The organism is Idiomarina sp. PL1-037 (assembly GCF_034422975.1).
Classification (GTDB): Bacteria; Pseudomonadota; Gammaproteobacteria; order Enterobacterales; family Alteromonadaceae; genus Idiomarina.
Window position 1 is genome coordinate 266,003 of the sequence record NZ_CP139873.1, and the last position, 12,607, is coordinate 278,609.

General features: G+C 47.6%; 17 protein-coding genes. 9 read left to right on the forward strand and 8 right to left on the reverse strand.

Annotation, left to right across the window (positions count from 1 at the left end; genetic code table 11):
• Positions 1-2: 2 nt before the first annotated feature.
• A complete protein-coding gene (gene rep, locus U0358_RS01155; protein WP_322406740.1) occupies positions 3-2,012 on the reverse strand; it encodes a DNA helicase Rep in 2,010 nt (669 codons plus the stop codon).
• A 110-nt stretch (positions 2,013-2,122) separates the two neighbouring features.
• Between rep and U0358_RS01160 the strand changes: the two genes are divergently transcribed.
• The 3 genes from U0358_RS01160 to U0358_RS01170 all read left to right on the forward strand — a co-directional run bounded on the left by U0358_RS01160 (position 2,123) and on the right by U0358_RS01170 (position 3,744).
• A complete protein-coding gene (locus U0358_RS01160) occupies positions 2,123-2,368 on the forward strand; it encodes an accessory factor UbiK family protein (protein WP_011233471.1) in 246 nt (81 codons plus the stop codon).
• Positions 2,369-2,377: 9 nt separating this feature from the next.
• Positions 2,378-3,118, forward strand: a complete 741-nt coding sequence (locus U0358_RS01165; RefSeq protein ID WP_322406741.1) for a ferredoxin--NADP reductase — start codon at positions 2,378-2,380, stop codon at positions 3,116-3,118.
• A 188-nt stretch (positions 3,119-3,306) separates the two neighbouring features.
• Positions 3,307-3,744, forward strand: coding sequence for a hypothetical protein (locus U0358_RS01170; RefSeq protein ID WP_322406742.1), 438 nt, complete (start codon positions 3,307-3,309; stop codon positions 3,742-3,744).
• Positions 3,745-3,765: 21 nt separating this feature from the next.
• Here U0358_RS01170 and U0358_RS13190 read toward each other — a convergent pair whose 3' ends face one another.
• Together U0358_RS13190 and U0358_RS01175 are read right to left on the reverse strand one after the other, a co-directional pair.
• The gene (locus tag U0358_RS13190) at positions 3,766-4,164 is read right to left on the reverse strand and encodes a DUF4879 domain-containing protein (RefSeq protein WP_416182991.1); all 399 of its coding nucleotides are present in this window, start codon (positions 4,162-4,164) and stop codon (positions 3,766-3,768) included.
• Positions 4,073-4,318, reverse strand: coding sequence for a hypothetical protein (locus U0358_RS01175; RefSeq protein WP_322406743.1), 246 nt, complete (start codon positions 4,316-4,318; stop codon positions 4,073-4,075). The genes U0358_RS13190 and U0358_RS01175 overlap by 92 nt, the downstream gene beginning before the upstream one ends.
• A 138-nt stretch (positions 4,319-4,456) precedes the next feature.
• Here U0358_RS01175 and U0358_RS01180 point away from each other — a divergent pair, with 138 nt between their 5' ends.
• Positions 4,457-4,891, forward strand: a complete 435-nt coding sequence (locus U0358_RS01180; protein WP_322407443.1) for a ferredoxin--NADP reductase — start codon at positions 4,457-4,459, stop codon at positions 4,889-4,891.
• Between the two features lie 67 nt (positions 4,892-4,958).
• Positions 4,959-5,525 (forward strand): hypothetical protein, encoded by a 567-nt coding sequence (locus U0358_RS01185; protein WP_322406744.1) that lies wholly within the window; start codon positions 4,959-4,961, stop codon positions 5,523-5,525.
• Positions 5,526-5,546: 21 nt separating this feature from the next.
• Here the strand turns inward: U0358_RS01185 and U0358_RS01190 are convergent, their stop codons facing one another.
• The 5 genes from U0358_RS01190 to U0358_RS01210 all read right to left on the reverse strand — a co-directional run bounded on the left by U0358_RS01190 (position 5,547) and on the right by U0358_RS01210 (position 9,574).
• Positions 5,547-5,825, reverse strand: a complete 279-nt coding sequence (locus tag U0358_RS01190) for a type II toxin-antitoxin system RelE/ParE family toxin (protein WP_322406745.1) — start codon at positions 5,823-5,825, stop codon at positions 5,547-5,549.
• A gap of 9 nt (positions 5,826-5,834) precedes the next feature.
• Positions 5,835-6,107 (reverse strand): type II toxin-antitoxin system RelB/DinJ family antitoxin, encoded by a 273-nt coding sequence (locus U0358_RS01195; RefSeq protein ID WP_322406746.1) that lies wholly within the window; start codon positions 6,105-6,107, stop codon positions 5,835-5,837.
• Between the two features lie 110 nt (positions 6,108-6,217).
• On the reverse strand, positions 6,218-6,949 hold the full coding sequence (locus U0358_RS01200; protein WP_322406747.1) for a DsbA family protein: 732 nt from the start codon (positions 6,947-6,949) through the stop codon (positions 6,218-6,220).
• A gap of 29 nt (positions 6,950-6,978) precedes the next feature.
• Positions 6,979-7,503, reverse strand: coding sequence for a protein disulfide oxidoreductase (locus U0358_RS01205; RefSeq protein WP_322406748.1), 525 nt, complete (start codon positions 7,501-7,503; stop codon positions 6,979-6,981).
• Complete coding sequence (locus tag U0358_RS01210) at positions 7,496-9,574, reverse strand: protein-disulfide reductase DsbD family protein (RefSeq protein WP_322406749.1); 2,079 nt, start codon at positions 9,572-9,574, stop codon at positions 7,496-7,498. Before U0358_RS01210 ends, U0358_RS01205 begins: the two co-directional genes overlap by 8 nt.
• Before the next feature lie 121 nt (positions 9,575-9,695).
• Between U0358_RS01210 and U0358_RS01215 the strand changes: the two genes are divergently transcribed.
• The 4 genes from U0358_RS01215 to U0358_RS01230 all read left to right on the forward strand — a co-directional run bounded on the left by U0358_RS01215 (position 9,696) and on the right by U0358_RS01230 (position 12,536).
• Positions 9,696-9,875: a hypothetical protein gene (locus tag U0358_RS01215; RefSeq protein ID WP_322406750.1), complete on the forward strand. Its 180-nt coding sequence runs from the start codon at positions 9,696-9,698 to the stop codon at positions 9,873-9,875.
• A gap of 308 nt (positions 9,876-10,183) precedes the next feature.
• Positions 10,184-11,728, forward strand: coding sequence for a YifB family Mg chelatase-like AAA ATPase (locus tag U0358_RS01220; protein WP_322406751.1), 1,545 nt, complete (start codon positions 10,184-10,186; stop codon positions 11,726-11,728).
• Positions 11,729-11,886: 158 nt separating this feature from the next.
• Positions 11,887-12,168: an ADP-ribosyl-(dinitrogen reductase) hydrolase gene (locus U0358_RS01225; protein WP_286824126.1), complete on the forward strand. Its 282-nt coding sequence runs from the start codon at positions 11,887-11,889 to the stop codon at positions 12,166-12,168.
• A gap of 29 nt (positions 12,169-12,197) precedes the next feature.
• Positions 12,198-12,536 (forward strand): hypothetical protein, encoded by a 339-nt coding sequence (locus tag U0358_RS01230; protein ID WP_322406752.1) that lies wholly within the window; start codon positions 12,198-12,200, stop codon positions 12,534-12,536.
• Positions 12,537-12,607: the final 71 nt, after the last annotated feature.

The following is a 12,607-nucleotide window of genomic DNA, read 5'->3' on the forward strand; positions in this document are numbered from 1 at the left end:
CGCTACTTTTTCAGTGCGTTCTTCAACATTTCCAGACCCTGACTTCGTTGCTCTTCACGTTCCTCGTCAGATTTTTGCTTGCGATGTTCCCATTCTAAATCGTCCTGCGGTAACTCCAGCAAAAAGCGGCTGGGTTGCGGCTCGAGTTTTTCACCAAACTGGCGACGCTCTTTCGCCATAGTGAACACTAACTTATGCTGTGCGCGCGTAATGCCCACGTAAGCCAGACGGCGTTCCTCTTCAATATTATTTTCATCAATACTGCTTTGGTGTGGCAATAGACCCTCTTCCATGCCCACTAAAAACACTTGTGGAAACTCCAGACCTTTAGAGGCGTGCAACGTCATTAGCTGCACCTGTTCAAACTGCTCGTCGTCTTCGTTACGGGACATCATATCGCGCAGTGACAAGCGGCTGACCACCTGATTCAATTCCATGGGTTCATGTTCGGCGTCGCCTTTTAGCATGTCCGATACCCAGCGGTGGAGTTCGTACACGTTTTTAATTCGCATTTCGGCGGCTTTCGCGCTGGGGCTTTGCTCAAACAGCCAGTCTTCGTAGCCAATTTCGCTCAGCAGTTGTTTTACCGCGTCACTGGCGTCTTCCTGATGATCGGCTCGGCGGGCCAGGGTATCTATCATGTTGCGGAACACGTCCACGTGTTGAAACACACCGGTGCTAAGCTGCGTTTTTAAATGGGGCGACTGACAGGCTTCAAATAAGCTGCAACCTAACTCCTGCGACAAGCGGCCAATACGCTCAACGGTCTGCGGGCCAATGCCGCGCCGTGGAGTATTAATAATGCGTAGAAACGCAGTGTCGTCGGTTGGGTTCACCAGTAACCGCAGGTACGCCATAATGTCTTTGACTTCCGCGCGGGCAAAGAACGACTGACCACCGGTAATTTTATAAGGGATGCGGTTGTTCATCAGCGCTTTTTCAAACAAACGCGACTGGTGGTTACCACGGTACAAAATGGCAAAGTGATGATACGGCGTTTTGCGCAGGAACCGCTGTTTTACAATTTCGGCAACCACGCGCTCTGCTTCATGCTCTTCGTTACGACCAAAAATAACGCTTATCGGCTCGCCGTACTGCATTTCCGAGAACAGCTTTTTCTCAAATACGTGCGGGTTGTTTTCAATCAAAATGTTCGCTGCTTTCAGAATACGCCCGTGCGAGCGATAGTTTTGTTCTAGCTTAACGACGTCCAGTTGTGGGAAGTCCTGCTTCAGCAAGGCCAGGTTTTTAGGCTGCGCACCACGCCATGAATAAATGGACTGATCGTCGTCGCCGACCACGGTAAAGCGGGCGCGCTCGCCGACCAGTAACTTCACCAGTTGATACTGACTGGTGTTGGTGTCCTGATACTCGTCCACCAATAAATACTGAAACTTTTTCTGCCAGCGTGCACGGGCATTTTCATTGGTTGCCAGCAGCTGCGTCGGCAGGCGAATCAAGTCATCAAAGTCCACGGCATTACAGGCACTCAGGTTATTCTGGTATTGCTGATAAACCTGAGCAAAGGCCTTTTCCTGATCATTCTCGGCTTTTTGTAGAGCCAACTCCGGCGACAGCATGGCGTTTTTCCAGTGGCCTATCTGGTGCTGACAGGCTTGAATCAGCGCTTTGTCGCCCTCAAATACATCTTCAGTCAGGGCGTTAAGCAGGGCGTAGGTGTCCTGGTCGTCAAACAATGAAAAGCCGGGCTTAAACCCCAGGGTACTGAGTTCCCGACGAATAATATTCAGTCCCAGAGTATGAAAAGTGCACACGGTTAAACCGCGCAGTTGCGCTTTCGGCAAGGTTTGCGCAATACGCTCTTTCATCTCTTTGGCGGCTTTATTGGTAAAAGTCACTGCACCAATTTGCCGGGCGGTGTAAATTTGCTGGCGGATCAGGTACGCAATTTTCTCCGTTATTACCCGGGTTTTGCCACTACCAGCGCCGGCAAGCACTAATAAAGGGCCCTGGATGTAATGTACAGCCTGGTTCTGGCGATCGTTCAGCATGGGCGCCGCGGAGTTCCTGATTCGTGAAAAAGCCGATAAGAAGCTCGGATTTTACCTGAATCTCCTGCTAAGCTAAACGCATAAGCAACGATTTACACAAAGAGAGACTTATGGACAATAAAACGATAGAAAATATTGCTCGCCAAATTAACGACAGCATGCCTGCCGGCGTAAAAGAGTTGGCCGGAAACATGGAGCAGCGCGTTAAGCAAACGTTGCAGTCACAGCTGTCAAAACTGGATTTAGTCACCCGCGAAGAGCTGGACGTGCAGCAGCAAATGTTACTGCGACTGCGTGAGCGCGTGGAGTTGTTGGAAAAAGAGCTGGAAGCGACCAAGAACCAGAACAAGGACTAAGTCAGCCGTATGATCCAATGGATTAGTGGAAAAGTTGTCGAGAATTACCGTTGGAGTTCTGGCGTTTTCAGTTTAAGAGTTGTGGCCGAGCCGTTTGATTTTAAGGCCGGGCAATTTGTCCGTTTAGGCTTTAATGTGGATGGCGAGCAACTATTGCGCGCCTACTCGCTGGCCAGTGCACCCGGCGAAGCCATACTGGATTTTGTCATAGCCGAAGTGGAAGACGGCGAGGTCAGTACCAAGTTAGCTCAGTTGCAACCGGGTGACAGCGTGGACATTACCCAGCCCGCCGGTGGCTTTTTTACACTGGATGAAGTGCCGGACGGCGATAGCCTCTGGATGCTTTCCACCGGAACCGGCATTGGCCCGTTCATTTCCATGCTAAGAACCGAAAAGCCATGGGAACGATTCAAGCGCATTAACCTGGTACACGGTGTTCGTGTGGCGGAAGATCTGGTCTATCAGAGCCAAATAGAGCAGTGGCAACAAAAATATCCCGGGCAACTGGGTTATCAGCCGGTTATAACCCGTGAAAGCATTCCGGGTGCCTTCTCTGCACGCATTCCTGAACTGATCAGCTCCGGGCAGTTAAGTGATGCGCTCGGCACGCCGTTAGATAGCAGCGCTCAAGTCATGCTTTGTGGTAACCCCGACATGATCAAAGAGTCACGCGCCGCGCTGGCTGAGTTAGGACTTGCCAAAAACACTCGTCGTAAGCCCGGTAATGTGACCTCTGAAAATTACTGGTAATAGTTATATTTGAAACGTTTTCAAGATGTTTTGGGCGGCAAATGTTTGCCTCAAAAACGGCAAACCACCGCTTGTTTTCCTACTAGCCCATACCAAGCCCTTCTCCCAAAGCCATAAAACTTGGCGCGTAATTTGCTTATTAATTTGTAAAGCATAGTAACTTTGACAACAAAAGCGTTGGGGGATTTATGATTGTATCAAGGACTGAACATTTTCTGTCGTCATTAACTTCGGATAAATTGTCTGCTAAAGATAACCAGCAGGGTAATACCGCTACTGACGTTAACAATGAGGTTGAATTAAGCTCTAAAGGCTCCAAATTGAGCGAAGTGTATGATGAACTTAAAGGTAAGTTTAATGCTCGTGCTATGTCTCCTAATGAGATGGAGGATCTGGCAGTTTTTCTTGAAGAAAAAGGAGTGATTAGTTCATCTGAGGCTGCTGTAATGGCATTTCACTTGGACCCTTCACAAATGTCTTCTGAGGGGGAAAAACTTGACCGGGATAAACCGATTGATCAAATGGAGCGATGGACTGAGAGGCTTGAGTTTTCGAAAAACCGAAACATGGCTGAAAGTATAGAGACTAACCAGACAATTGTGAATATATTGAAAAGCCTCGCCTGAAGCAAGCGAGGCTTTTGCGCATTATTTAATATAAATTGAATCAGAGTGTGTCCCATACGGAGCGGCTACTGAACTCGATGAGGAAGTGAAGTATCCGCCCTGGCTATTAGTGAAAGTGTAGAAATACATAAAGCCGGTTATCGTTTCACCGCCGGTGCAGGGGTGAAAGTTTGCGAAAGAGCCACAATAGGCCTCTGATGTTACACTGGTTGGTTGTGTTGCCCCTAAAGTTCCTCCGTTATCATTTCCGTAGCCGTATTGTGCGACAGCTACTTCGATGGTTCCACCATGATCATAGGTTGTTGATGTCGCACTTGGATTTGGATACTCATACCCCCCCGTATTGACTCGATTTAACGCCCAGAACCTGGTAGTAAGTAATACCTTCAGCAGTGTCCTGTGGAGTAATAACCGAATCAAAACTCTCTGACTTAGTTTTATCTACACCTAATTGAGACTGACTAACCTCAAATTTGTCTGAAAACTGCAAAGACGTAACTTCTGAATTATCAGCCAGGCTAGCACCTGAAAATACAGCCATAGTAAGCCCGGCAATTAGTGTTATTTTTTGCATTTTATCACCTCGTATCTTTGATTAGATATTGCTACTTATACTCAAGAAAGGTTACTACTAGCTCAACGCCTATATAAGCTATACCTCATAATGGAATGTAGAATATGAAATCTAGAAGTCAAGAAATCTTTGAATGAAGTGCCGGACGGCGACAGCTTGTGGATGCTTTCTACCGGAACCGGCATTGGCCCGTTCATTTCTATGCTAAGAACCGAAAAGCCGTGGGAACGATTTAAACGCATTAACCTGGTGCACGGCGTACGCGTGGCGGAAGATCTGGTTTATCAGGGGCAAATAGAGCAGTGGCAACAAGAATATCCCGGGCAACTGGGCTATCAACCGATTATAACCCGTGAAAGCATTCCGGGTGCCTTCTCTGCACGTATTCCTGAACTGATCAGCTCAGGGCAATTAAGCGACGCACTTGAAACGCCGTTAGACACCAGCGCACAAGTGATGCTTTGTGGTAACCCCGACATGATAAAAGAGTCACGCGCCGCGCTGGCTGAGCTGGGACTTGCTAAAAATACCCGCCGTAAGCCTGGTAATGTGACGTCTGAGAACTACTGGTAATTTTACTTTCGAATATTAAAGTTGCCCAATAATTCGCCGATATAAAGGGTTAACACAGGAGGTGTTTATGAAGCCTTTAACCATTAGCGATTTCTCGTTCACGATAAAAAAACCATCATCGACGGCCGTACCCGAGCCCACAAAAAAGCCGGAAGTAAACGAGACTAAGCCTCCGGAACCCGCCATTGACACCTCAAAGCTTACCGATGAGCAGGCCGAGAGGTTCAAAGGACTGTTGTCGGTTGATCCCGAAAATGCCAAAGATATAACCGTTGAAGAGTACATTGCCCTGGCTGAGAGTGTGATGACGTTTAAAGAAGAGACGATAGAAGGTTATTCTCGTGTTGATGATCCATTAAGCCTTTCTGCAGGCGTACTAAAAGTACGTTTACTGTTCCCTGAAAAGGGAGATATATCAGATAGAAAAGTAGCTAATGTGTTTGAAAATAGCCAAGAATGGGCAAATCGACAATATGCGGAACACTCAAGCTATTCAGACGCTGTAAGGATAGCGGATAAGAATTTAGATACGATGACTGAGTTTCTTATGGGGGAGAATATAAGGAATCTTCAGGCTCAGGCTTTAGAATTACTACCTGAAGAAGGAGGCTTTATTATTGACGAACAGACGTGAATAAAGAGACTAACGAGAGCCCTATGCAAAAGGAAATTGCTGCTTCTCATGCAGCACGCGTAAAATTCGTATGTTGGTTCCGTCAATATAGTAAGGGACAAGCATTGAAACATCGGGGAGGATTAAAAGCCTTCCTTTTATATTCTCGCGTTTAACGCCAATATAGGGTTGCTCAAGCAATGTTTCGACTTTGCTTTGTATCAGTGAATCGGTTTGTTCGGCCACTATGGGGTTAAAATTGTAAAGAAACTCGAAAATCCTTTCTCTGTCTTTCAGGGCATCCTCTTCCCAATAAATCATTTGCGCGCCTTATTTACGAATTTGAACCTTAAATTTTTCCATGCGGTTTTTTGCTTGTTCGTTATCCATGAACTCAGACTGGCCAGACTCCAACTTCTGGAATGCTTGGTTCACTTGTTCTGTAAGCCAGCTGTCCTGCGATAGTTGCTTTCGACGCTCCGATGCCAGCTGTTCGGCAAGCTGCCGACACGCGTCACTCAACGTCCGACCTTCACTTTCCGCTTGCTGCTGCGCTAAGTATTTTGTTTGTTCATCGATACGAAACTGAATTCTTGTTTCCATGATGGTTCTCTTTCAAATATGTACTCACAAATGTTAGTGCGATCTGAAGCCTTTATCAAGTAATCCTTTAAAGAAGGGAGCTTGTAGCAAGCTCCCTATCTATTTCTCAGTTAATCTAGTTCAAACTGCTCGGTAGCTATGGTTTCCAGCTTGTCATAAGGGATGTAACCGGGAGTTACCTGCTGGCCAATGATAATGGTCGGTGTGCCGCGAAAGCCCAAGTCGCGAAACGCCGACATATTTTTGCGAATAACCGCCTCACTTTCACTAGACGGTGACAAAAAGGCCTCGGTACCTGTGACTTGCGCAACACTTTGCAGTGAATCAGCGGTGTGCATGCCCGACTTTTTCATCATTAAGTTGTGGGCTTCAAAGAACGCCTTAGGGTCATTGCGCCACAGGTTCAGCCCATAAAGTGCTGAGTTGGTTTTGAGCCCATCAACCTGCTGTTGGCGCAATGGCACAAAAATGTTCACAATCTGAATAGACGGGTATTCCTCAATCAGTTTATGAAGGCCAGGCTCTAACTTCTTGCAAAACGGACAGTTGTAGTCGGTAAACACAATGATTTTATGCGGCGCACCTTGGTCACCTAAAACCGGATGTGCCGCCGACTGATATAGCCATTCCTGATGGTTAGCAATGGCATTTTTTTGCTCACTTTGCTGTTCTAAAAAGCGTTGCAAACCTCTGTGAATGTTTGAAATAAGCTGCGGATTCTCACGCAATAGCTGTTCGACTTTCTCCAAATCTTCTTCTTGTTGTGGGTTTAAATCTTGCGCAAATACGTTGCTGCTAAAGATAAAAGCAACGATGAAAAACGTTTTATAGATAAAATTCATACGACTTTCCTACTTAAAAATGAGTGACTTCAAAAAAACTGGTGAAACCAAAGGCGAATAAACAAACCGGGAGGCGTTGTGACCCCCGTTGTCGCCGAAACAATGTCACCGTTTTTAATAATGATGATGGTTGGCGTGGCAGATACCTGCCAGCCATTTGAGACGCGGTTGAGGTTGTCGTTAACAATAGGAAATTCATACCCTTTAGCCTGCGCATAGCGCGTCAGTTTGTTGTTGTCGCCGGAGCGCAATGCCACGCTAATGGTCGGGTAGTGGTTGCCAACGTAATCAACCGTAGGCGATACCGCCGGACAGACCGGGCACCAGGTCGCCCAGAAGTACAAAACGACCGGGCTGTCCTTGCTCATCTCGCTTAAGTTATATTGCTCGCCGTTTATGTCCGTTAGTGACGACAGCTCAGCCGGAACAGACTCAGGCACGTCACTATTACGAAAGGCATCGACTATGAAAGCGACTGCCGAGAACAGAGCAATATAAAGCGCTACGGTTCGTAGCCGCTTTGCCCAGGAAGTTTTGGATTTGCTCTTACTCACGGGCATCCTCCAACGCGTCCATGACTTTGTCCTTGCTGAGCACTACAGGTAGATTTATGCCGTCCGGAGCGCCAGGTCCATAAACTTTGTTAAAGGGCACACCAAAGGTGTTGTTGGCCTTTAAGTATTGGGTAATGCTCGCGTTGGCTTTGGTCCAGTCGCCACGTAGGCGGGTGACATGCTCCTGACCCAAGGCAGTGAATACCGGATCTTGCAGTAATACGCCTACTTTATTGGCCTGGCAGGTCACACACCAGTCTGCGGTCACATCCACAAACACGGTTTGGCCACTGGCAACAGCTTCATCAATGCGCTGCTGGGTTAGTGGCTGCCATTGGTGGTCCTGCGGTAGTTTGTTGACCCAGCGGTCAGCGGTAAGAATTAAGGTCGTACCGACAGCGGCAGCTAAAACTAAAAAGCCGCCAACGGATAAAAACAGCGCCTTGCGGCCATGCACCTTACCAATAATAATCAATGTCAGAATCGACAAACTGACGGTTAGCGTCAGGAATAACTCGTTGCTGATAAAGTTTTTCAGCAAGGTTATCAGCCAGACGGAGGTTGCCAGCATCATAATGGCGAAAATGGGTTTCACCCATTGCATCCAGCGACCGGGTTTGGGCAGTAATTTCGCAGTTTTCGGAAACACGGCTATAAATAACCAGGGGAATGCCATACCAACTCCGAGAGCGGCAAAAATCAGCAGAATAACTGATGATTCAGCAGCTAATGCAAAGGCTACCGCGGTACCTAAAAAGGGTGCTGTACAAGGTGTCGCCAAAACCGTTGCCAGCATGCCTTGCAGGAAATGCCCTTTGTAGCTGTCATCGCCGGCGGTTGCGGCACTGGTACTCAAAGAAGACGGCAATTTAAACTCAAAGGCGCCCATTAAGCTCAGTGCAAACAGCCAGGTAATAGCGACCAGAGCAGCAATGAAATACGGGTTTTGGAATTGAATACCCCAACCGACTGAACCACCCGACCAGCGAAGCACCATAAGCCCTAAAGCAATGACCAGGAATGAGCTGATAATGCCCAGTGACGAGGCAAAAAACTGCCGACTTAGCACGCGGGGTTGCTGTGCTCCCGAAAGCATCAGGCTTTGTACTTTCAGACCCAATACCGGTAACACGCAGGGCATAATGTTCAAAATAAGCCCACCCGCTAACGCCATAAGTAAAATGGTCCACAGCGGAGGTGCGTTATTTGCAATAGTGCCTGCGGTTAGCTGAACGTTATATTCAGCGGCAAACTTTTCATCACTGACCGTAGTGATGAGTGCAGCGCCACTAAGGTCTGGTAGCTCCAGCCAGTGGCTAACGTCAATATTCGCCGTGAGCGTATTGCCTTCCACCTGAATATCCGGTGATGAAAACTCTGCATCGGCCAGAGCGTCGTCGCTGCTGTGTATAAACAGCTGAGGATCTTGCCAGCCGTTGTCACGCTCTATGGTCAGTTGAACGCGTTGGCTTGCGTCAGACCAAATCGCCTGTTTCACATCATTGCTGTCGTATTCGCGAGGCACTTTGCCCATCGCCTGGTTAAAGGCAAAGGCGCGATCGCTGTCGACGGTTAATGTGTCCAAATTAATGTGTAGATCAATTGGGTAATCTGTCAACACACAAACTGTGGTACAGGACGACATGGTCAGTGTTCCGCTAATGTGTGCCTGCTGTGCATCCGGGGGCAGCTCTATCATTAACGGAAAGGTCAACGACCCCTGATACCCCACGGTATTAATGCCCTGAATGCTGTAGCGTGACGGAACCGGCCAGTGCCATTCGATGTTTTCAATATTGGATGATTCGGATGCGTCAAAGGTCGGCGGAATGCCGCCTTCGCCCGGCGAACGCCAATAGGTTTTCCAACCCTCGTCCAACTCAACATGCAGCAGGGCGGGTAGTAGGTTCCGCTCAGCTTCATAGTGGCCGGTGAGCTCCAGCTTAACTTCTACCGGCGGGTGATCTTTATGACTCAACCAACCGGTAGACGGCGTTTCTGCCAATGCTTGTGCGCTATAAAGCAGCACAGCAATGAGTGCTATTAGCCATAAAGGTAAAACTTTATTCATACATTACTCCTGAAGTTAGTATTCCAACGATAATAATCCGTCGGAAGTGCTACTCCAGAAAGCAACAAAATACGGCGTGGGGTCGCCTTTTACAGGAAAAGAAAAACGGTGGAGGTGGCAGATGTTTGTGAACAACTGTTTGCAGAGCCAAAACCAAAAGAACGAAGAAAGAGAGGGCCGCGTAGGTGATGTCAGGCTGAAACTGCTGCAGCAAATGCGTGGTTTTTTCGCAGTCTGCCTTGGCACTTTCGTGTTTGGCATTTGTAGCCGCGTGGCTATCAGTGATCTGCTCCGTCGCTGAAGCTTGCTGATGCTTAGGGCAGCCGTCTAACCAACCAAAATTTTGTCCCCAGCACAGCGTAAAAACCAGCAATAGCAACGGTGCTATATACTGACTTTTTCGGCACTGTTTATTCAGTTGGTGGAACATGGCTTTTGGTGACCTTGGTTCTTCAGCTTGTTCTTAATTAAGGCAGGATGATGACAGAAGTGGGTATAAAAGCAAGTGAGAGAAGGAATGATATCGGTCGTTGCTTGAAGTGTTTAGCTTACAGACAGGAATTTTCCCAAGGCTTATAGTTACGCCGTTTTTTAGTCACGGAGAGACAGATGGCGTTAGCGCGAGTTTATACCCGGGCATTGATAGGTATTCATGCGCCGGAAATTCGGGTTGAAGTGGATCTGGCAAGGGGAATGCCAGGCTTTACTATGGTCGGGATGCCGGCAACTACAGTTAAAGAGGCTCGTGATCGGGTCAAAACCGCCTTGATGAACGCGGGATTTGAATACCCGCCAGCCACGCGTATTACAGTGAATTTGGCGCCAGCGGATATCCCCAAAACCGGGGCGCGTTATGATTTGGCCATAGCGGTGGGGATATTGGCGGCTTCGGGACAAATACCGGACAGTATTTTAGAGCAAGCAGAATTCTATGGTGAGCTGGCGTTAACCGGCGAGTTGCGCGCTGTGAATGGTTTAATTCCGGCATTATTGGCGTGCCGTAGTAAAAAACGTCAGGCGTTTGTGCCTATTGCTAACCAGCAGGAAGCGGGGTTAGTACGTGAACAAAAGAGCTGGTTGTCGGCCGATTTGGTCAGTGTTTATGAACATTTGCACGATCACCAGCCACTGAGAGAATCAAAGCCGATAAATTGGGCAAAGGAATCATCGAACGATGATGGTAATTTAGCCGATGTGGTCGGGCAGGAGCAAGCTAAGCGCGCCTTGTTGTTATCTGCGGCAGGTAAGCACCACTTGTTGTTCGTCGGGCCACCAGGCACGGGCAAAACCATGCTGGCGCAACGGCTTAATGGCATATTACCGGCACTGACCGAGCAGGAAGCTATGGAAATTGCCGCGGTTAAGTCGGTGTCTTTTGATTATCATCATGCTGAGGCGTTAACACGGCGCGAGCTGCGAAATCCGCACCATACCTGTACAGCCGCTGCGCTTGTGGGAGGTGGAACGGGTAATTCGATTCGTCCAGGAGAAATATCCTTAGCAAACAATGGGTTATTATTTTTAGATGAGATGCCCGAGTTCAGTCGACATGTATTGGACTGCTTACGTGAACCACTCGGAAGCGGTGAAATTACCATTAATCGTGCAGGATACAACGTCAAATTCCCGGCTAATTTTCAGCTGGTTTGCGCGCTGAACCCTTCTCCTTGCGGTCAATTCGATGGCTCCTTAGCTAACTGCCGGTCCACACCTGACCAAATTCTCAAGTATTTAAATAAGCTTTCAGGTCCTTTGTTGGATCGTATCGACATCCAGGTGATGGTGCCACGAGAAACGGAATCAATGAGTCTGAATGGTGGAGCCAAACGCAATAGCCAAATGACTTCTGCAGAAGCAAAAAGCTTAGTAGAGAAAACCAGGCAGTGCCAAATACAGCGACAGGGCTGTCTGAACAGTCAGATTAAGCCTAAAGCGCTGAAGCAAATATGCGAGTTGTCAGACAAAACAGAAGCATTTTTAGCAAAAGCCTCCGAAAAGATGAAGCTGTCCCACCGAGCTTATCACCGGACTCTGCGTTTAGCCCGAACCATTGCTGATTTAGCTGATAGTAACATGATAGAGCAACAGCACTTGGCTGAAGCTCTGAACTACCGAGCTCTCGACCGGCTGATTGATCAAGTGCAAAGCTTGTAGCCTGATGTTCACATCAGGTGCGGTCTTCCCGCCGTAACCTATGTTCGGCTAGTAGTCTTTGAGGTGTATACAAGATCTCACCTGACGTACAACGTCAGGCTACATTATGTCTGTTTTGTATATACAGCTGTATTACGCTACAATTCAATGGAGGAGTTGTGCTGGAAATTAGCGATAAAGTTAGGGAAAAACTAAGAAACAAGCATAACGTCTCAGAAAGCATGATCAGAGAGGCTTTTGCAAATAGACAAGGTGGCTTCTTGAAAGATCAAAGAGAGAAGCATGGCACCATTCCACCTACTCAATGGTTTGTATCCGAGACAGATAACGGGGTAAAGCTAAAAGTTTGCTTCATTCATTCTAACGGAGCTATCTATATAAAGACTGCTTATGAAGCTAACTCGTTAGAGCAAAGAATCTATGAAAAGTATGGAAGCTAGCAGTATCCCTGCATGAATTGGAGAGTCGTATGAAAAAAGAAGATATCAGAGAAGCAGTTGAGCAAGATGAAAAATGGGATAGTGGTGAATTAGGTCAAGAAGAAGCTTATGTAGAACGTGTGGGATTTGACCAGGCAATTGAAGATGCAATCAATCAGTCTGTGCGACTGCGGCCTATATCTATTCGTATGGAAGAAGAGCTCATCGACGATTTGAAGACCATCGCAGAGCATTATAACTTGGGATACCAACCGCTAATTAGGCAACTCCTGAAGCGATTTGTGGCATCGGAAAAGAAAGTCCTGAAGCAAAGAGCTCAGGTCATGGAAATTAAAGGGCCGGAAGATAGAGAAGCTAAAGAAGGTTAGCCTGATGCTATTGCATCAGGTACGATCTGCCCGTTTATACCAAGAGGTAAATTACCATTGGTGGTTAGCTT